The organism is Providencia sp. M-27 (assembly GCF_011077905.1).
In the GTDB taxonomy this organism is placed as follows: domain Bacteria; phylum Pseudomonadota; class Gammaproteobacteria; order Enterobacterales; family Enterobacteriaceae; genus Providencia; species Providencia huaxiensis.
Genome location: NZ_JAALBT010000021.1, coordinates 13486 through 32512, shown reverse-complemented (window position 1 = coordinate 32512; position 19027 = coordinate 13486). Strand labels below are relative to the sequence as shown.

At 48.9% G+C, this 19027-nt stretch carries 30 protein-coding genes; 2 read left to right on the top strand and 28 right to left on the bottom strand.

The genetic code is table 11. From position 1 onward, the window contains the following. Positions 1 to 19 precede the first annotated feature (19 nt). The 28 genes from G6Q48_RS19650 to mobI form a co-directional block, all read right to left on the bottom strand. The gene (locus G6Q48_RS19650; RefSeq protein WP_042847151.1) at positions 20 to 394 is read right to left on the bottom strand and encodes a hypothetical protein; all 375 of its coding nucleotides are present in this window, start codon (positions 392 to 394) and stop codon (positions 20 to 22) included. A gap of 78 nt (positions 395 to 472) precedes the next feature. Continuing rightward, positions 473 to 1153, bottom strand: a complete 681-nt coding sequence (locus tag G6Q48_RS19645; protein ID WP_052219373.1) for a hypothetical protein — start codon at positions 1151 to 1153, stop codon at positions 473 to 475. A gap of 40 nt (positions 1154 to 1193) precedes the next feature. After that, on the bottom strand, positions 1194 to 3254 hold the full coding sequence (gene dinG / locus G6Q48_RS19640) for an ATP-dependent DNA helicase DinG (RefSeq protein WP_072035186.1): 2061 nt from the start codon (positions 3252 to 3254) through the stop codon (positions 1194 to 1196). A gap of 106 nt (positions 3255 to 3360) precedes the next feature. Then, a complete protein-coding gene (locus G6Q48_RS19635; protein WP_042847153.1) occupies positions 3361 to 3669 on the bottom strand; it encodes a hypothetical protein in 309 nt (102 codons plus the stop codon). A 17-nt stretch (positions 3670 to 3686) separates the two neighbouring features. Then, entirely contained in the window at positions 3687 to 3965 is a 279-nt protein-coding gene (locus G6Q48_RS22990) for a hypothetical protein (protein WP_166268101.1), read from the bottom strand. Positions 3966 to 4241: 276 nt separating this feature from the next. Next, entirely contained in the window at positions 4242 to 5261 is a 1020-nt protein-coding gene (locus G6Q48_RS19625; protein WP_042847158.1) for a ParB family protein, read from the bottom strand. 2 nt (positions 5262 to 5263) lie between these two features. Next, positions 5264 to 6511, bottom strand: coding sequence for a ParA family protein (locus G6Q48_RS19620; protein WP_042847160.1), 1248 nt, complete (start codon positions 6509 to 6511; stop codon positions 5264 to 5266). A 215-nt stretch (positions 6512 to 6726) separates the two neighbouring features. Next, entirely contained in the window at positions 6727 to 7005 is a 279-nt protein-coding gene (locus G6Q48_RS19615; RefSeq protein ID WP_042847162.1) for a hypothetical protein, read from the bottom strand. Between the two features lie 56 nt (positions 7006 to 7061). Beyond that, the gene (locus G6Q48_RS19610) at positions 7062 to 7406 is read right to left on the bottom strand and encodes a hypothetical protein (RefSeq protein WP_042847164.1); all 345 of its coding nucleotides are present in this window, start codon (positions 7404 to 7406) and stop codon (positions 7062 to 7064) included. Between the two features lie 105 nt (positions 7407 to 7511). Beyond that, positions 7512 to 7772, bottom strand: a complete 261-nt coding sequence (locus G6Q48_RS19605; protein ID WP_042847166.1) for a hypothetical protein — start codon at positions 7770 to 7772, stop codon at positions 7512 to 7514. A gap of 30 nt (positions 7773 to 7802) precedes the next feature. Further along, the gene (locus G6Q48_RS22985; RefSeq protein ID WP_042847168.1) at positions 7803 to 8039 is read right to left on the bottom strand and encodes a hypothetical protein; all 237 of its coding nucleotides are present in this window, start codon (positions 8037 to 8039) and stop codon (positions 7803 to 7805) included. Further along, positions 8036 to 8305 carry a hypothetical protein gene (locus G6Q48_RS22980; RefSeq protein WP_042847169.1) on the bottom strand — a complete coding sequence of 90 codons (270 nt, stop codon included), beginning with the start codon at positions 8303 to 8305 and terminating at the stop codon, positions 8036 to 8038. Before G6Q48_RS22980 ends, G6Q48_RS22985 begins: the two co-directional genes overlap by 4 nt. Positions 8306 to 8355: 50 nt before the next feature. After that, positions 8356 to 8559, bottom strand: a complete 204-nt coding sequence (locus G6Q48_RS19590; RefSeq protein ID WP_166268099.1) for a hypothetical protein — start codon at positions 8557 to 8559, stop codon at positions 8356 to 8358. Between the two features lie 63 nt (positions 8560 to 8622). Continuing rightward, positions 8623 to 9063 carry a hypothetical protein gene (locus G6Q48_RS19585; protein ID WP_042847174.1) on the bottom strand — a complete coding sequence of 147 codons (441 nt, stop codon included), beginning with the start codon at positions 9061 to 9063 and terminating at the stop codon, positions 8623 to 8625. 208 nt (positions 9064 to 9271) lie between these two features. Continuing rightward, entirely contained in the window at positions 9272 to 9454 is a 183-nt protein-coding gene (locus tag G6Q48_RS22975) for a hypothetical protein (protein ID WP_162762199.1), read from the bottom strand. A gap of 30 nt (positions 9455 to 9484) precedes the next feature. Continuing rightward, on the bottom strand, positions 9485 to 9790 hold the full coding sequence (locus G6Q48_RS19575; protein ID WP_162762190.1) for a hypothetical protein: 306 nt from the start codon (positions 9788 to 9790) through the stop codon (positions 9485 to 9487). Between the two features lie 75 nt (positions 9791 to 9865). Continuing rightward, complete coding sequence (locus G6Q48_RS22970; RefSeq protein ID WP_042847181.1) at positions 9866 to 10093, bottom strand: hypothetical protein; 228 nt, start codon at positions 10091 to 10093, stop codon at positions 9866 to 9868. 24 nt (positions 10094 to 10117) lie between these two features. Next, a complete protein-coding gene (locus tag G6Q48_RS22965) occupies positions 10118 to 10351 on the bottom strand; it encodes a hypothetical protein (protein ID WP_162762200.1) in 234 nt (77 codons plus the stop codon). A gap of 164 nt (positions 10352 to 10515) precedes the next feature. After that, on the bottom strand, positions 10516 to 11034 hold the full coding sequence (locus G6Q48_RS19560; RefSeq protein WP_042847185.1) for a hypothetical protein: 519 nt from the start codon (positions 11032 to 11034) through the stop codon (positions 10516 to 10518). 170 nt (positions 11035 to 11204) lie between these two features. Further along, positions 11205 to 11504: a hypothetical protein gene (locus tag G6Q48_RS19555; protein WP_042847189.1), complete on the bottom strand. Its 300-nt coding sequence runs from the start codon at positions 11502 to 11504 to the stop codon at positions 11205 to 11207. A 75-nt stretch (positions 11505 to 11579) separates the two neighbouring features. Further along, positions 11580 to 12137 carry a hypothetical protein gene (locus G6Q48_RS19550; protein WP_052219409.1) on the bottom strand — a complete coding sequence of 186 codons (558 nt, stop codon included), beginning with the start codon at positions 12135 to 12137 and terminating at the stop codon, positions 11580 to 11582. 177 nt (positions 12138 to 12314) lie between these two features. Next, on the bottom strand, positions 12315 to 12692 hold the full coding sequence (locus G6Q48_RS19545; RefSeq protein WP_042847192.1) for a hypothetical protein: 378 nt from the start codon (positions 12690 to 12692) through the stop codon (positions 12315 to 12317). 205 nt (positions 12693 to 12897) lie between these two features. After that, a complete protein-coding gene (yfaE, locus tag G6Q48_RS19540) occupies positions 12898 to 13155 on the bottom strand; it encodes a class I ribonucleotide reductase maintenance protein YfaE (protein WP_080750913.1) in 258 nt (85 codons plus the stop codon). A 181-nt stretch (positions 13156 to 13336) separates the two neighbouring features. Beyond that, positions 13337 to 13633, bottom strand: coding sequence for a hypothetical protein (locus G6Q48_RS19535; protein ID WP_042847195.1), 297 nt, complete (start codon positions 13631 to 13633; stop codon positions 13337 to 13339). A 202-nt stretch (positions 13634 to 13835) separates the two neighbouring features. Continuing rightward, complete coding sequence (locus G6Q48_RS19530) at positions 13836 to 14255, bottom strand: hypothetical protein (protein ID WP_144139060.1); 420 nt, start codon at positions 14253 to 14255, stop codon at positions 13836 to 13838. 116 nt (positions 14256 to 14371) lie between these two features. Next, complete coding sequence (locus tag G6Q48_RS22960) at positions 14372 to 14554, bottom strand: hypothetical protein (protein ID WP_162762201.1); 183 nt, start codon at positions 14552 to 14554, stop codon at positions 14372 to 14374. A gap of 883 nt (positions 14555 to 15437) precedes the next feature. Further along, complete coding sequence (locus G6Q48_RS19520; protein ID WP_042847204.1) at positions 15438 to 15926, bottom strand: hypothetical protein; 489 nt, start codon at positions 15924 to 15926, stop codon at positions 15438 to 15440. A 68-nt stretch (positions 15927 to 15994) separates the two neighbouring features. After that, complete coding sequence (gene mobI, locus G6Q48_RS19515; RefSeq protein ID WP_042847206.1) at positions 15995 to 16426, bottom strand: conjugative transfer protein MobI(A/C); 432 nt, start codon at positions 16424 to 16426, stop codon at positions 15995 to 15997. A 1013-nt stretch (positions 16427 to 17439) separates the two neighbouring features. Between mobI and G6Q48_RS19510 the strand changes: the two genes are divergently transcribed. Both G6Q48_RS19510 and G6Q48_RS19505 read left to right on the top strand, forming a co-directional pair. Beyond that, a complete protein-coding gene (locus G6Q48_RS19510; RefSeq protein ID WP_042847207.1) occupies positions 17440 to 18465 on the top strand; it encodes a ParM/StbA family protein in 1026 nt (341 codons plus the stop codon). A gap of 16 nt (positions 18466 to 18481) precedes the next feature. Further along, complete coding sequence (locus G6Q48_RS19505) at positions 18482 to 19012, top strand: hypothetical protein (protein ID WP_042847210.1); 531 nt, start codon at positions 18482 to 18484, stop codon at positions 19010 to 19012. Positions 19013 to 19027: the final 15 nt, after the last annotated feature.

Here is a 19027-nt window from a genome sequence, read left to right as displayed (position 1 = left end):
AACCCCCCTGCCCTATTGGTTATGGACGGTCTTCCAGTGCCAGGATCTGTTTATCAATCGCCTGAAGCTGTGCAGCGAAACGCTTTTCGATTTCGTTACGCAGTGCCTGATAGGCAAGTAGCTTGGTCGAATACAGCGGCAAGCCACCGTAGAATTCAGTTGGGTTACCGGCCGCGCCGTGTGAGTTAGGTTTTGACCAGGCCGGATAAATAGCAATGGTTTCACCTTTGAACGAACCGATCTTGGCAGCGTCGTAGGTAAAGCCAGTAGTTTTACCTGAAGCCGGGATAGCAATATCAGGCTGAACCTGATCAGTAACACGCAGAGCAGCAAGAAGAGTTTTCATGATGATTCCCTTATGTTGTTTGTTTTGTTTACCTGCAATCAGTATCATCCCACTCCACCCGCTGACGAATAGCTAAAACAAAAAAAGCACCAAAAAAGGTGCTTTCTATGCATAGTGGGATTTGCCTTACAACGACAGTTCGTTAATCCTGCCCTCCGGCCGTTTACCCAAGGTCGTCATCTCGCCGAATTCAAAGAGGCCGCAAATCTCTTCCCCGATCGGAGCCACCAGCACGCGCCAGCGACCTGTACCATTCTCACCCCAAAGCTTAACACCAGCAGCGTCCAGCTCTTCTTCTGTGGCGAAGAACTTTGCTCCTTCCAGTTTATCGACAGCGATCAGTAACTGGCTATCTACCGTAAAGCATATCCCGTGCTGGTTCATGAAGAACAAACGACGTTGTGCATCACGGGTAGAGATAATAGTTTCCCCGTTTGGTAGCGGGGTGGCTGAAGTGGTTTTCACACTAATCAACCGCCCTGCTTTCTCCAGTCCACCGATCAGGATACCTACGGCATTGGTCAAATCGCTGTAAGGCGGTAAACCCACCAGCTTTTGGAAAGCCATACGTTCATCGTGTGTTTTCAGCTCCGTAGTGCGAGTATGAATTTTACCATCGTCGTGATCGGCTGCGCCCTGCTCTGCCAGAATTTTTTGCAGCATCAGGTTGCCTGCTGTCCCAGGGTCATTCCACAGTTTCTCGCCCTTCAGTAGGTTTTCGGCAAACAGGCTGCTTGTGGAAAAAGGTGCGGGCACTTTGCCTACAAACTGAAATACCACAGTGATGACACTTTCATACTTTTCCATTACACACCTATTCATTCGTTTTGTTTACCGAATGATACCACTATCTGATCACACGGCGAAACGGCGGAAGCGAGTCGAGAATGTTCTGGCCGTACCGTGTGTTCTTGATGCGAGAGTCCAGTATCGTCACTGCACCTGTATCGGTCTCGGTTCGGATGAGTCGCCCCACAGCCTGGATAAGTTTGATACACGCCTGAGGAACGGTTATTTCTTCAAAGGTGTTACGCCCCGCCTTCTCCATCCACTCAGTCATCGTCTGACTAACCGGATCGCTCGGTACGCTAAATGGCAGCTTGGCAATAATCACGTTATCGCAGTAATCCCCAGGCAGGTCCACGCCTTCACTGAAAGAGGCCATGCCGAAGATAATGCTTGGCTCGCCACGATCAATACGCAGCTTATGACGGGAAACGATTTCCGTTTTCGGCATCGTGGTCTGCATGAGGATGTGCTCTTTGATGTCCTCCGGCATACCCTCACACACCTCTGTCATTTGCTTGCGGGATGAAAACAGCACCAGACATCCTTTACGCCGTAACATCAGCTTAGGCATCAACTCGATCAGCTCATCGGTATGCGCCTCGGCATTCTTTGGGGTACTGCGCATCCTGGGTACGAACAGAACACCGTTGTTCTCGTAGTCGAACGGGCTTCTCGCCAGCAACGTTGGCGTGTCCATTTTCAAACCCGCTTCATTCAGGTAGGCATTGAAGTTGCCCATTGTCCGCAAAGTCGCTGAAGTAATGATCACCCCATAGGCTTCGTTCCACAGCTCTCTATCCAATTGCTCACCAGCATGCACTGGGCTGCTATGAATAATGACCTCGGATTTATTGTCACGCTTGATGTTTACCCAGCGCGCTACCGGTACTGCAAACTCACCTTTCTTCGCCGGGGCAGCAAAACGACTCATCGCTTCAAGCAAGTTTTCTACACGGTTCTTTAAATCACCGATAGCCATTTTGTGGCGGGCATTATCCTCAGCGACAATTTTATCGCCTGCCTCATCAATGATGATTATCATTTTCTCAACCAAACTCTGCATTTGGTTTGCCAGGTACAGCCCGTTTTTAAACAGTGCGCGCACATCATTGGGTACGTCACCTTCAGGGAACCGATAGACGTCAATGTTACCGTGGTCGTTCCGGAAGTTGAGTGAAGATAAAAGAGTTCCGCGAACTGTCATCATCTCGGCAGCCGTGTCCGATGCCAGCGCCACCAGCTTGTAAACGTGGTCATTCATCTTCTCACCGTAAGGGGTCTGCATGTCCATCACCATGTCACTGACGTCACCCAACCAGCGCGCCGTGTTATCCAACGAGGCATTTGCGGCAAAGTGCTCAATGGCCTTACTTGTAAGGTGATGGCCTTCGTCGAAAACGTAGATGGTTTCTTTCGGCGGTGGCAGGATGACACCACCACCCAAAGACAGATCGCTCAAAACGATATCGTGGTTAGCTATCACCACATCGACTTCTTCCAGTCGGCTACGCGCGGCAAAGAAGGGGCAGTTTTTGTAATGCGGGCATTTAATCTTAGGGCACTGGCTGGCGACCGCATTAACTTTGTTCCAGGATTTGTCGGCAAGCTCCAGCGGATATGTATCACGCTCACCATTCCAGTCACCACTTGCGAATTCGTTACCCAGACTCGTCATGTCGTCGCGAACGTAACCATACGCATTATGCTCGGCATCGACGTGCGCATCGTAGCGCAGTCGGCAGAAGTAACGGCCACGACCTTTCGCCATAGCGTATGAAAATTTAAGACCGCCCTGGCTTTGGATTTCCGGCAGGTCTTTAACGACAACTTGCTCCTGAAGCGCCACGGTTGCTGTAGACAGAACGAGAGTCTTTCCCTTTTCCATCGCCAACGGGATCAGCGGCAGGCAGTACCCCAGCGTTTTACCGGTGCCGGTACCGGCTTCAACTACACCGACAATAGGCTTGTCGTTATCTTCGGGAATGTTGGTAATGATGGATGAGCAAAAGCGGATCATGTCTTGTTGACCAGCACGCGGCTTCAGTCCCTTGGATTCCAGGAAGTTGCTGTATGCTTTTGCCGTTTGTTCTTCGGCGGTCAATTTGGTTTTGCTGCTCATCGTTCTATCCCATAGATTTATTATTTACTGATTTAATTTTATCGCACCACCAGCGCTGACAAAGTGACATCCAAAATTAAACCGCCACAAAGGCGGTTTAGTTCACTTACTCCACAAACCAGAGCGAGGCAAGATAGGCGCACCCGGCAATCTTTTGTTCGTGCTTCGGGTCGAAGCTTTTCAGGATAACCACGATATGCGCCAGCGCCCATTTCAGTTCGACACCTTCCTTGGCTGCTGGTGGGCATTCAAGCCCGTGGTAAAACCAACGCTCAATGAATGCAATCCAGGGGTTCTTTCCCTGTTTGAATTCGTCAGGGATGAGATCCCATTTTGGCAGAAACTTTTCAATGTCCGGAGGCCCAAATGCCAGAATGACCTGTGTGATGTTCTCGTTCGGCGTCCACGTCTTCATGATTTTCCTTTCCAGCGTCAGGATTTGGTTTTCAGTGATTCGGCAATTTTGGTGAGCACCGCACGCAGCTGAGTTTCATCGGCGATGATAGCCGGGATGGCGTTCAGGCATTCCTGGGGCAGGTAGATATTACCGAAGAATACCAGCTGATCTTGAGTTGGTTGGAAGCTGCAAATCCACTCCCAATCGTTATTGGTTTCCCAAATACACAGCAACTCGGTACCGTCGTTGTTTTCGGTCGTCAGTTCCAAACCGCGACGCTCGGCAAAGCTATGGGTTGTCTTTGAGATCTGCATTTTTAATCCACGAGTAAGGGCGGTATTGAGTTCTATTATCCAGCAGTTCTACAGTTGACGAAGGGGGATGGAGGTGTTTTTTGTTTTGGCGAACAAGGGGGTGGTTTTTATTGGTTTTTCTTCTTCTTTAGTTGATATTCTATCGTAACACGCTGTTTATTAAGCGATTTTAAACTTTGGTTTTTTTGGCGAAAAAAATGGTTTTTGCTACAGGAAATGAGGGGAGGGGAGGGCTGTAAAGAAAAAGCCACCGGGGTAGGTGGCTTAGAAAAGAACTTACTCACTGTCTTCCTGAAGACTTTTTGTTAGCTTCAGACGTATCAGACGCTCTATGTCTTCGACGACTTTTTGATTGAGCCTGTTAAACTCAAAGCGGACTTTCCGGCCGTTACCACTGTAACTGATTCGTGCATACTGATCCTTGTTCTCGAATGCGACAATATCAGATGTTTTCCATGCAGCGGCGGGCTTCGCTTTATCAGCCATGATTTCCAACATAGTGGCTACTTCTTCCAGGATATCTTTCTGCGTCTCCTGAATATTCTCAACAGGCTTGTCCTTACGGTTGTCTTGGACTTCCTGGCACAGCTCACCAATGTCGATCATTTCCTTCTTCGCCGAACCCTGCACCTTCGCTAAACGGCTATAGAAAGTATTCGGGATACCTTCGCAATCTGGGAACAGAGCGATCAGGCGAGGGTCGATTTGGGCAGCTTGAATCCGCTTACGGACAGACTCGGTACTAATGCCGATATGCTGCGCAAGTTCCTCATTGGTCGTGAAACCATTCTCTTCCATCAGTTTCAAATACTGCATACCAACTTCGCGATACGAGAATTTGCGAGAGCTTTGTGCGGCGCTGATGATAGAGAAGATATCTTCGTTTGAGATATCGTTTGGTAATACCCACAGCGGTAAATCAGCTGATAGCTTTTCACAGCAGTAGCGGCGTCGGCTACCTTCAATGAGTTGATAGATTCCATCTACGCGGACAGCGATACCTTCGGTATCCACCCCTCTTTCCCTGATCTGCTCAAGGATGTCACGCATGGAGTTCTCGTCGAGCGCTTCCTGGTTGCGTGGGTTGAGGGCGTGAACCACTGTTTGCTCAGATACTTTACTGCCAGGAACGACAACATGCTCGGCATCGACTTTACGGCCATCTTTTAAGGTGAATGTTCTCTTAGGTGCGCCTGCACCCCGCAGTGGTGGTAATCCGCTTTTTTGCTCAAAGCCGGTTCGCTTGCCTGCACCCAGATACATATCCTTGCTTGTGCCTCTTTCTACGTCGGTCATTTTTATTTCTCACTTTTCGCCGAAAAACTTTTGATTTCATTAATAAATTGCTGATACACAGAAGTGACTGACATTTCTGCCATGTCAAATTGTTTTGCAGGGCACAGGTCTTCTGACTTCTTGATATCCAAGACGGTGCGGCCTCGTTCGGCCGCAGCAACAAACGCTTCAGAGTGTTTGATGTTCGTAGTCATAAACTTGTCCTGCACAGTTCGCACCAGCTTATTCAGAGTGCGAACTTCGTGCTGGCTTTTATCATCGACATTAACAGCCAGCACCTTCATCCATTTGATGTTTTCACCCCTGGATGGAAGTTGTTGCAGACGAGCGCCGATCGTCAACATGTAGTTCGTCGTGGATGCAAAGTCATATTCACGCGGAGTGATAGGAACGAGAAGGGCGTCGGCGGCTTCGTTCGTAGACCAGATAATTGGTGAGTCCTGCGGTGGGGTGTCGATGAAGATTAGGTCGTAATGCTGTTTCAGCACAGGGATAACAACATCTCTAAAGCGCGTTAAAAGCGTATTGCGCTCTTCCTTGTTCAACCGCCAATAGGTATCAGTAAAACGGTCATCAGTAGGGAAGGCCGTGATGACGTCCATATTTGGCAGGTGAGTGCTAAACGGAATGTTGGCAATGATGTCCGCTTCTGAGTAACCGGCGTTGATGTACTGTGAGAAATCACCCTCAGGCTCGTATTCGGCTAACAGCACATCAGTGATAGTCAGATAGATATCATCTTCGCTGGTGGAGCGGATCAGGTTGTTACCGATAGACCCTTGGGGGTCAAGGTCAATGATGCAGCAACGCGCGTTCAGATTTAAATCCAAAGCTGACGCCAAGGCGATCGTCGCGGTCGTGGTACTTTTGCCTGTACCACCTTTGTGGTTTTCAACGACGATAACCCGAGACTCATACATGTCGGAGTAACGGGGCGCGCCCAACTCATTCATGATGGCCTGCACGTCAAATCGTGTGTAAAGGTGGTTTTTGTTTTGGAAGATAGGCTCACCAATAATTTTCTGATCTTGTAACTCGGTCAGAATTTTAGTGAACGTATTACGTGACTTGCCGAAGAAATCAGCGAGCATCGTTTTGTTCAGGCAATGGTTATAAATGAGTCTATCTAAGCCATCTACCTGCTCATCAGTGACCTTGATGGTATTGGCTTCGGTGATGGATTCTTTCAGAGAAATTTGCTCGGCTTTCATTCGCTGGCCGATGACCAGGATTTGATCAAGAATTGACATAAATAGCCCTCTAATTGTTTTTCATTATTATTAATGCAAATTGAGCGCAAGACAAGGTAAAAGTGCATTGTAATGCATAATTATTAAATATTCGCATCGTGAATGTCAGGGTGGGGGTTGGCGAACAAGGGGGTTGTTTTCACATTTAAAAGATAGGTCACCCCCTCCAATGCACTGGCATTACTGTGTTTGAGAGGGAATGTACGTTTGACGAATTATTGAGTCTGTAACGCAGCGACTTCCGCTCTTGTGGCAAGGCGCTGACTACCAAACAACCCCTTGATCAGAACAGGTTTCTCTTTTTTCCATCCCTTGATGGAGTTCAAGCCAAACGGCTTCGGCTTGTTGTGATTCCAGCTTGCGATAACACTGGTCTCATTGACCTCGACGATCAGGACAGGGTGTACAGACACGGTGGGAATATTCGTGCTCCCCAGTTTGTGGCGAGTGATAGACCATACGGTATCGCCCACCTTCAGTTTGCTAATGACCATAGCAGAGTTCCCGGCAGATAAAATGAAGCCGCCCGCAGGCGGCTGGTGGATGGACGTTAGGAGTTAACCCAGCTGGTGGTTTGCTCCAGCGCGAACTTAACGATGTCACATTGGTAAACGTGCCCCTCGTTAGCATCGTTCGCGATCTTAGCGCCGATAACTTCAGCCACTTCGTAATACCAGATGCCCGGCCCTTCTTTCCCGGTGAAGGTCTCATCGCACTCTTCAACGATGTCGATAGCCAGTTCACGGATCCAATCGGCACATTCGATTTCACCACCACCAGCAACGTTGAAGTCGATACGTTCCTGCGCGGTGTCATCATTCACGATGAGTGGGACGCGGGTTTCGTTGAAGCTGCTGAAGATGAACATCGCGACCAGAGTTGGGTTCAGAGACATGGTGTATCCTCGTTTGTGTTATCAGTTGTTGGACTTCCAGTATCCACCAGCACCAACCGGTGACGAAGGCAAAAGGATGAAAAAAACATATTTATTACCGCTGCATCACTTGAGGGTTACCGCAGTTCCGATATACAGCATGCCGCCGTTCAGGAGTGGTGTTGCTTTAACACCGTACACGGCATTCGCCTCGCCATTTGACGCCTCGGATGCAGCCGCACTTAATTCCTCCAATGCGACGCGAGCTTGCCTTGACGGTATCACTCCCCGCCTATTGGCTTCAAAATTAGCGATGACTTGAACCATCCCATGAATTTTTTGTATGGCATAAATATCAGGAATGAGATCGGTTGTAAGTATCAGCATTGTTCTACCTCACGCGACTTGATTCACTCGCTACGCAGCGGGTGGAACTTCTTTAACGACCAAGATCTCAACTTCAGCGCCCTGTTCCTTTTGCGTTAACTCGACACAGCGCAACGCCGCAGATTTTGCAGAGCACCACGAGTGCGCATACCAGTCACGCTCTCCAGTTCGGCAGGCAACAGCATGGGTAGCTTTCCACGTCAGTTCCGCTTCTTGCACTTTGCCATTTGGCAGTGTGCAGTAAAATTTGCGCAGCCCCTTTTTCATTTGTCACCGTCCTGTTGGGCAATACCCAGAGCTGCGATCTCTTTGCGAATATGGTCAAAGCCAGCCCCAGTATTCACATCATAATCACTGACTACCGCATTCAGCACCTGTACCTGTTCGGCTGGAGTAAGGGCGCGTTCCAGGGAAAGGTCAGAAGCAACATCCGCGACGTTTTCGAGCGTCAGTGTATCGATGGCAATCATCTGGCCTTCTTTGAAATTGCTCATCAGATAATTGATCAGGTACTCACGAGTGCCGAAATTCATACAAATTCCTCAGATTGGGAAATTAGCCCCCGTAACCGGAGGCGATACAATTACGCTCGACGGCAATATGCCTGTCTGAGTTTAAAGGCTTCTTCAGCAAGATTGAATGCCACGTTAGCCGCTTCGCTATCCCTCGGCCCCGATGGACGGTTATTGTCCCAAAGGGTAGATGCCACACCCGTAAGCGCGCTTGCCAAGAGTGAATCGAAAACAGCTTGTACCTCGTCAGAGGTGATGATTATCTCATATCCCATTATTGCCTCGTTATTGGTATAGGGAAGGGGGAGTGACCGCCGGAGCGGTCAGTCGTCAGTCAATTAAGCTGCGAGGAACGTGATCTCATACGAACTCAGTTTATCGTCACGTTCCATGCCTTCAGTCAGCGCGATGATTTCTTGCCAGAGGGCTTTGGTCTTCTCACCGCCACCTTCAACCATGCCATCGACCTTCAGGTAGCGTTCTGGGTGGGTGACGGTCAATCTGCGCTTCACGGGATCCCAGCCACTGTAATGACTGATTTGAATATCGATATCCGCCAGCTTTTCCGGCGCGGTACGTTTGAGGTTAAGCACAGCATCGAAGGTAAAGACAATACGGTCGTTATTGTCTTCGGTGTCGTACCAGACCGTGTAACGAGGCTTCTGACGCACACCGCGACCGGAGCGACCCCAATTGGTCGTGTGCTGACGGATGGATAGCAGGGTACGTTTATGGGAAGTGATACCTGCGTAACGTAACAACTCAGCTAAAGTATGCATCGGTTTTCCTCGTATTATTTGTTTTGTTTACTCATTAAATTCTCACACGACCCGAACTGCTGACGAAGTGAATCACGATAAAAAATACGCGCCCTTTCATCCCATTCCCCAGGAAAACCAGAGCCAAACTCTTGGCCGCAAAATTGGCAAGCAGACATACCCCGCTCGACGCGCGTTCGGGCAGGGTATCGAGTTTTGAAATGGCTAATCAGTGTAGGGATTTCACCAATAGGCCGTTATCGCGGGCATGTATTAGCAAAGCATTGTGCCGTGACTGTACATCTGCCAAGTCACTTACGCTGCCGTTAGTGATCAGCCAACCATTGGTGCCTGGGGTGCTGTATTGCACCATGCGCTTGCCACCCGCCTGAGTGTAACGGTGTGCGCGCACCTCTATACCCTGAGGAAACATACCTACCCCCTAACTTCGCTCAATGAGGAATTGCATAGCATCATCGTTGCTACGCAGAACAACGTCTTTGTGCTCCACCCACTTGAAAGCACCGTTACTGCATTGGACAGGATCCCTGACAATCAGCGAACCATCAGCGCCAATGACATACTCATACCCAGCTTCTGCAATTGCTAAGCGATAATTGGAAGCCACCAGCATTAACAGTGTGTCGAATACTCCAGAGGCCAAGGCTTTTTTAGCGGCTTGAATGCGTGCCGATGTTCCGGCGTTTGGTTCCAACTGCTGAATACGCGTTGCATCTTCCAGGAGCATTACGATCAGGCCCTTCAGTTCGTCAATCATGGAGGTAACTCTCAATGCAGGGTGCCCCGAAGAGCACCGAGGGTTTTATTCAGGCTTGAAGTCCGAAGGGACGACAACGCGGAAAAAATCGAAGTCCTGCACGGTGGCCTTACGCATGTCATCCGATGGGGTGATCAGCTGCGGCTCCATAGACAGGCACGCACCTAACTGCGGCTTGCTTGCCAGAACGCCTAAGATGTTCGGTTGCTCAGGAAAGGTATAACCAAATGTGTGGCCGTTCTTGACCCAGTATGTACCGTTGATTGCGCTCATCGCTTTTGTCCTTACGCTGGTGGATCAGTGGGTCAGATAATGGTTGATGGCACGCTCAACGAACGAGACCGGCAGACCACTGCCATGCGCCAGGCGCTGAGTGTTAGAACGAACCAGCTCACGCTCATAACCAAAGCTGCTGCTGTAGTGGTACCACAACGTGCGACCTTTCTTGAACAGGTCGGACTCGTTTGCTATGCGCATGAACTGAGCCGGAGTCTGGCTCGGGCGTTTTGGTTTTTGGTTGATAGCGTTCATAGTAATGACCTCGATAACTGTTATTCGTTTTGTTTACTGCCTCTAAAAACAGTATCACCCACGGGTAACCGCTGACGAAGCAAATCGAAGGAAAAAAAGATATTTTTTTGAGAGGGGAGGGCAAAACAGAATGGGGGAGATCCCCCCATAGTTTAGATGGCGTATTACCGTTCGGTAATGCTGGTGGCATTTTGCATTCCGGAAAGTTTCACCCAGGCCATAACTTGTTCTTTGTCCAACTGGCCGCTCAGGGTGATGTAAGCCGGAGCGGCAACCAGGAGCGAATTACCGATAGAGAAATGGACGTTCACATCAACGCGGGACGCCCAAGGTATAGCAAACCAGAACACGGCATCGAATGGGGAGTGGATATTGATGCCATGTATCAGCTTCACTTCCCAGCGAACACCATATTCACCTCTGATGCCACGATAGAGGTGACCACGATCGCAGGCCCAGTCATCACCATCTACGTCACGCCAGATAAGCAGTTTATCATCTACAGCCTTAACGCTAGCCCCATAACGGGATAACAGATTCAGGATGGCCGCTGGTTCCTTAGCGAGGATGCTTTCAAGAACCACTCGCGAATCACCACGAACCTGTGTCACCGTCACAGTATCGTTTTCACCGAACCAAACTTGATGACCACTTTCTGCCAGGTGAGCAATCAGATTTAACATTGTAACTCCATGTGTTAATTATTTTTGTGTTAATAGTTAACCATGACCTTTACCGCTGACGAAGTTAAAAGGACGACAAATTTGGAAGGTGTTAAAACGGGGATTAATTGCAAAGAGATTGGCAAACCACATCATGCTTAGGTCTGCCGATATGAATGGCGCAGCAGATCTCAGTTTTTGCAGTCGAGCTTTTTGACGAGCCAGCGCTGAACCGGGAGGGTCTCTAACTCCATTTCAATGGTACATCTCTGGTCTGCAATGATGGCTTCATAGGTTAACGTGTCTTTAGAAACCGTACCCTGGGAAATGAAAATCTTTGCATTTGCTAAATAATCAAATGCAACCTTGCGAGCGATGTGCTCGTTCTCTTCGTTCAGATGCAGTTTTGGCAACTCACCCTCAGCCGTAGTAGCTTGAGCCAATGTAGGTAACGCAAGGGTCAGCGACAATAAAATAAGCAATCTTTTCATTGGATATTAACCTGTTGGGATTATAATCTGCCGAAGCATATCATTTCTGATATACCTCGGTTCTGTTTTTTTGGGTTATCCGCCAGGGTAAAGCAACTCGAAACGTTGAAGGAAAGCAACGCGGGCTTCCTCCGCCGGGAGAAGTCGTAACCCCATCAAATCCGCTGGTGGATATTTAGCGGGATCCGGAAACGCCTGAGCACCATGTCGGCCGAACATACTCATTTCAGTTGCGAGCATACGCAAATCAGCCACTTTCACCTCCGGCGACTCCACCAGCGGCAAACCATACTTTGCTCGAATAGCGCGATCGACACGACCTTCGATTTCACGGTAGTCCGGCAAGCGCGCTTTAAGAGGGCTGCTCACATCACCGCAGTATGCTTCACTGGCATCATGCATCAAGGCTTCGAACGCAAGATGCGGTTCAACCAAATGGCTGACCAGCACGCAATGCTGAGCCACGCTGTAATGCTGATCCAGGTGACCGGTAAAACGACAGATATTGGACAGAGCCGTCGCGATATCCTCAATATTAATCGCATCAGGGTTGATATCTTGGAACGAAAAACGTTTCCCGCTGTGGGTCAGTATCCAATCCGGGGCGGAGCCTTGTTTTACTTGTACGTGCATAGCTGCCAACAACTGCGCCACCAGCGACCGCTCCAACACAGTCAAATTACCAGACGTATCTGCCTGAAGGAATTCAAGCTGCTGTTTAGTGTACTTCGGCAAAGTCATCTTCTCTCCGATTTCATAAACGCTTTAACGCGCAGATTTTAAAGCCAACTTGTAACGGGTCTTTACTGCTTACTGACTGATTTTGCTCTTCTGAATTTGTTGCCAGGCCTCAATCTCTCTTTGAGAATCAGCATCCATGTCACCGGCCTGCAATGTGATTTGTTCCTCCAGAATGGAATCGAGATAGAGGTGATAGCGAGCACGCCGCTGTATACGCATAACAAAGAGAGCAAATACCAATACCCCACTACCGATCAGCGAGAAGGAAATGGCTGGGAGTGATGTCATCGGCATAGAGGAACTGCCGTCGTTAATCCACATAGACAGCTTTACCACCAGCACCGCAATGACCAATAGAACTACTGGGCGCATGATTGGGCGAATGGTACTGAAGCGGTCATCCCGGATGGAAAGGAGAACACCTTGAGAGGGGTCGTAGAGTGCCATCGTAAATACTCCGGTTGTTAATCTTAAAACAAAGCTAGCACGGTGCATTTGGCTGACGAATAGCGAGCGGCCACAGTAGAACGTCTTTTTTGGGTAAGTGAGAGCGCTTGATTACGTATGAGAGATACCAGAAAAAAACGCCACTGTTGCTGGTGGCGCTTAATCATATCGTGTATGAATTATCGAACGGAACAGACGGAAGCGATTAGATATCCAGCTCAACGTCAGTTCGGGGACGACAACAACAAGGCAACACTTCGCCTGGATTCACAAAGGCCAGGGGCTTAGTCACATACTCCACCGTACCGGCCAGTAAAGACACTCGGCACGAACCGCAGTAACCTTCCCGGCACTGATACTCAACCACAATGCCTACTGACTCCAGTCGTTCGAGGATGGTACTCACGTCGCTGGTGGCTTCAATCCGCTTTTTGCTATGTACTGCATGGATACACCCAGACATAATTCCACCCTATGTAGTGATACTGAACCAAGGGATCTTAAAATGTGCTAAAAACGCCTCAGCGGCTCCCAGAGGCGTTTCTTTGTTTCCAGTGCAATCGTATGTGGATTTAAATCAAAAAGTCGCCCTGAGACGTTTTCATGGCGAATGAGAAGGGATCCCGATCCTTCTCCGATCTACTTTACGACGCCGTGGAGCGACTCACGGCGTCGATAAAACGTTTTTCCCCAACACCAAACAAGAACGAGTCCAGCGCTTTACGGCCCGCTAACTCAGCCCCTTCCAATGCCGTTGCCAGGAAGTCGATCGGGCACACCATGCGGCCAGACAGCTTATGGGTGACCACCAGGTGATGGTCATTCATGGAGCGGGTAACCAGAAACTCTACTTGTTCACCATGTACCGATCGGCTGAAGCTCGCTTCCACTGAAACATGCGCATAACCATTTGCCGTTTTTACCTTGCCTGCCAACTCCATACGCTTCTCCTGTGTCGTTTTCTTGTCTGTGGTCAATCCTACCACCAAGCACCCTCCGACAAAGCGGGATTAACACAACTTGCCAGCGATTCTCTCGGCCAACCCCTCACAGGAGAACAACAAGTTATTTTCCTGTTCACGGTTCCCAAAATGAAAAAACCGCCCAAGTGAAGGCGGTTTCAAATCCAGCATATTGCTCGCGTTATTCCTCGGTCAGAGGCTTCAACGAGAAACGCCCAATCCGGGTATAGCGACCCAGATAGAACCCGACGAACGAGCTCAACACCACACACATGGTTCCAGTAAACCCAATTGGTTCATGCAGTACATGCTGCTGAATGTTCATGATCGCCCACATGCAACCGGCGTAACACAGAAAACCAGGAACGGATACCAAACGTTGCTCTCCGTTTGTCAATGGCCTTAGCCACCCATACACCGCGCAACCAAATAAAGCGAAACAGATAAACAGGCTCGGAAACGCTCCATCAGCCAGGGCATTCATCCCCGCCACAACCAGAAACAGTAACGATACGTTAAACCAGTACAGAGATCCCGGTGCCGGTATTTTAGTGCCAAACAATCCAGACTCACTCGGTGCCTTTGCCGCTTCGATGCTCATGCTTACCCCTCGTTGATTGTTAGTTCGTGATCGGCCAATCCAATCACTTGAGCCCTCGACATCCCCCACGGATAACGAGAGCAAAACTCAGAACTTTAAAACCCTGCCCAGCCTCATCACCAAATCGCGATAAAGCCACTTTCTTCGCCCCCGACAGAGTGACCCACCTTGTGACACAACATCACCAGATGAATATTAAGACCCATACGCTCCGTGACGAAATTGCTTAACGAAGCCAATGATGAGTATCCAATTTCGTCACTGAATGCCTTGCCCGCGAAATCACAAAGTAACTTCACCAAACCTATCTCATCCACCAGCGCCAGGCTCAACGTCAACGCAACTACCTCTGTGCGCTCTCCCACCCCAGATGCTCGTTGCGCCGATCGCTCTGTGGCAATTCCGCCGCATCCGACAAGCTCGGCTCCACACTTTTCAACAGCGTGAACTATGGGGACCCCCAAAACTCTCCCTCAGGGCTTCCTTCTCAAATAACCGGGTGGAAAGCTGAACCCTCTTTCACACCCGAGAAACGACTCAAAGAGTACGGGAGCCAAAAAAATCAGGCAAAGGTTATCGGCCTCGTTTTGCGCCCGTTTTGGGACGGACTCAAAACCAAATCCGTTAACACCCCCAGTGGAATAAACCGTAAAAAACCCCAAAACCCCCGGAGGAAACTCACTCCAAAAATCCAAAATGCATTCACACCCCTCAACAACCCCCGGAGGAAAATCATTCGAGGCATCCTGCTCATCTAAACCTCATACTGAACCCGCCATCCGCGACCCGCGAAGTGCTCTAACTCAACACCCTAAACAATCCCACCCATATCATTGCCCGCAATCCCTGAGAAAAAACAAAGCGCCATTTCCGTACCTCATTCTCACTTTGTTTACCCGAATTACATTCACATCGAGAACAAAACAAAAACAAAATCGCTCCTTCTTGTTTCGTTTACCTTCCCACCTTTCCCGATCGCAAATAGTCACCGCAAAAAAAACAAACCCGGCCATCCCGAATTCATTCTTGATACCCCAGCGCCCGTTGAAAGCCCGAGAGTCGCCTAAAGGCTCACTAACTGATCGCCTGAAGGCTCACTTTACAGAGGGAGACGTGTTTAAAATTAGGCGTAAAAAACCGGGACGGTGCCCGGCTTCAGATGTGCTATGGCGATGCGTTAAGTTAGCTCATAGAGGCAAGCTCATGGATTGGCGCGCTCATATTGAGAGACCAGCGGGAGACCTTGTTCTCAGCATCAACTTGATAGCTGACCAGGAACATGTAAATCCCGAAGCACAAGCGTGAAGGCTCAGTGAAGCCCAGCATGCATTTCGATTCCCTCGCCCCGAACAATGCCATCACCTTCAAGAGAACGTCCTGATCCCATTCATCAGCATGATGGATATACACCAGAGTGTTGCGTTGCAGACCCTTCGCAAATACTTCAAGTGCAGCCAGATCACTATTGGTATCAGCCAACACCTTAACGGCCGCGATCTTTTTGTGATTCGCCATTGTCATTACCGTTTCGACAGTACCGTCCAAAACTTCATGGGTCGCCTTTAGTCCCCAAAGTAACTCTTCGTGTTTTGTACCCAGGTTGCGGGTGAAATTTGCGCACACTTCACTGATTGCAATTGTTGCGTGTCTGTTAACGTTTTCGTGAGACATTCTCAACATTCCTCTTGAGTTGATTTTAACCATACCGGTCGTTTTGTTTACGCAGCTATAACCCCACGCTAAAGCTGCTTCCTACTCTCTGTTATCCGCCGGGATAACAGCTGGCGAATTGCCCGGTTCTTTTTCATCTCAGAACGGATCAAACTCAGCTGCGGTTCGTAAGTAACAATGAGCGTCAATTCACGGGGTGTAGCATCCGTGAAAACTTTCGCTGGATAGCTTTCCCCTTTGTTCACTTTCAAATACTTCGGAACCACCCTTGCAATTTCCCCTCCCGCCTTTCGCAATGGAGTCATCCTCGCCCAGCGGATCCGAACGGATGGACCCTGCTTAACAACGTTGAATGAGTAATGCGCTTTTTCACCACCGGCCGTTGCCAGCTTCCAAAAATCTTCTCTCAGCGTCGTTGCTTCGGCAGTCAAAACATCAGCCGATCTGTCCAAGGCTTTGACGCTTTCCTCCAGATGCTTGATGTAGCTTTCCACATCCATAGAGTTACCCTCACTTTAAAAATTCAAAAAGACCAAAAAAACGGAACCCCTATTATTACCCCACATGAGATCTCTTCCGGCTAAAGCAAAAACACCCTAAATAGGTTCAAAAACTCAGCCCCCCCAAAAAAAGCGGTAATATTATTACGCCGCCTTAGTGATCTCATGGACTGTTTCTCTTCTTTTGCACTCTCATGGCGAAAAGAAAGGCATCAGAGTTGTTGGGTGAACACATGAAAATACCTTTTTGAGCAAGACTGCGATTTTGGGGGGCAAAGAGGCTAAATCACTGCCTTTTAACTAACCCCGTATATAATATGGCAGCAGAGTGATCTTGTGGCATTTCCCTTGATTAACACTCTTATGGCGAAAAGAAAGGCATAAGAGTTCAATAGTCGTTACGTAATCCAGTCACCAGGCACACTAAGCACTAAAACAGCACATCAACTCAAGGTTTTTCGTCCCCGAAACGAGGCGCTTTTCCGGCTTGCGATCGAAATCGTCCCATCAAAATCTATCCTGGTAACAGCCGAAACATCGTGGAAAAGAGATGAAGATTAGCAGGTGTTGCCACTCAAAATAATTTGGTTCAATCGGTGAGTTTCTGACCTGTATTTGGGTTAGTTAATTTCGTCAGCGGTTATCCCCATGATAAAACGAGAGGGGTAATCCGTACCAAAAACAAGAATTATTTTTAAGTCGATAGCCCTGATTTACGGCCATATCTAGCCGTAAATCAGGGATAAAAAAGGCCATGAATGAAGGCTAAATCTGGCCTTAAAAATTGGCTAAATATAGCCGTAAATCATGTCCTTTTTCGTCCTCGTTTTGTCGATGAAAAAGGATGTTTTGTGATTTTCGAATGGCTATGATGTGCTCCGATTGTCTCGGGGCGAACGAATTTTTCGGGGTGATATCTCGACTGTCTCACTTTGTTAGCAGCATGAAGTGGCAAGGATGGGGGGGACGGAAGGGTATCACAAGCTGTAATTGTGTTAATAAAAGGTTAACAAATGAGTAAGAAAAACGCGATCGTATGTGGTGTGGACATTGGTTATAGCAACGTCAAAATTGCGACTGGCGATGCTTTTGCTTCTGTACCAGACGTCTCAATCTTCCCAGCGTATGCCACCACGGAAGAAGAAGAGGATGTAAATCTGGTGAAGCGCAATCGTGACCACGAAGTCACCGTCTACCCGAACGGAAACATGTGGCGAGCATTTACTGATCGTCCAGATGGGCGTGAACTACATGACAGTTATCACACCACGGAAATGTACTTGGCGCTGTACTTTGGCTCGTTGGCAAAAATTGCCGAGAAGGTCGGTAGCACCATTGACCTGTTGGTAACTGGTTTGCCTGTAAGGCTCGCCAGTGATGATAACGAGCGCTCCAAGTTGGTCGCCAGGTTGACAGGTACATTCACGATTAATCCGTCCACAAAAGTGACGGTCAAGCAAGTGATGGTAATCCCGCAAGGTGTTGGTGTTATCAACGATGTCGCGAACCGCGAAGGCTTTATCAGTGAAGATGAACTGTCAGAATCTAATATTCTGGTCATCGACCCTGGTTTTTTCTCGATGGACTATGTGGCCTTCAGTAATGGTAGCCGCGTGATGGGCTCCAGCGGCTCTTCACTGAAAGCCACCAGCACGATCATTGAAGGAATTGTTCGCACTCTCAATGAAGAAAACCCGCATGAGCGGCGTGATGATCTTCCTGAAATGGTCGAAATTGCGTTACGCAAAGATGCGGCTTCGTTCTTCAATGGTGCCCGCCACATTGAAGTAAAACCGCTGCTAAGCAAAGTTATTCCGCAAATCGCTGGTGGCGTAGTAAAAGAATTGCGCAAAAATGTCCGTGCGTTAGGGGCTATTCACATCATTGTGACCGCTGGTGGTGGAGCTCCTTATTATGAGCAGGCCGTGCGCGAAGCGTTCCAGAATGCCCGTATTGTAACGAGCCCAAATCCGGTCGCAAGCAACGCAATTGGCTTCTGGAACTACGGCGTTGACACCGTCATCTACGGTGACGAATAACGGATAAGGATACGTAATGCAGTTACGGGTGACGATTAATGACATTCTTTGTCCCGAGCTCGCTGCGTACCTTGAGTCCTGTCCACCAGGCAAAAGAAGTAGCGCACTGGTTGCCCTGGCGAACAGGGCTTATCTTGAAGGGTTAGGGCGTGAGGCAACGCCCAACATCTACAAGAAAGGAAAGGTAAGCGAGAAGCCGCGCTCACAAAAATTGGCAAAAGGAGGAAAAACAGGGCAGAATATTTCGTCGCCGGTGGGGACCGGTCTACAATCGTCTTATTCTGAAAACCAACCTGAGTTAGCAAAGCAGCAAGTAGCTCAGCCGTTGGCATCAAAAGCAGTAGAAGCAGTATCCGTTATACCAGGAAGCAATATTGAGTCTTCGGAGCCGCGTGGGGCGGTGTTGATGAAGAGCGAGGCAGGAAGCGAAAATACATTGTCGGTATCAGTAGATACTCAATCTACTGAGAGGGATACCGATGTTAACGCTGAAAAATCGATCCATACAGAGACCGCGTTGCCGCGTAAGCGGTTCCGCTTAGGCTAAGCCACTCTGTTGGGT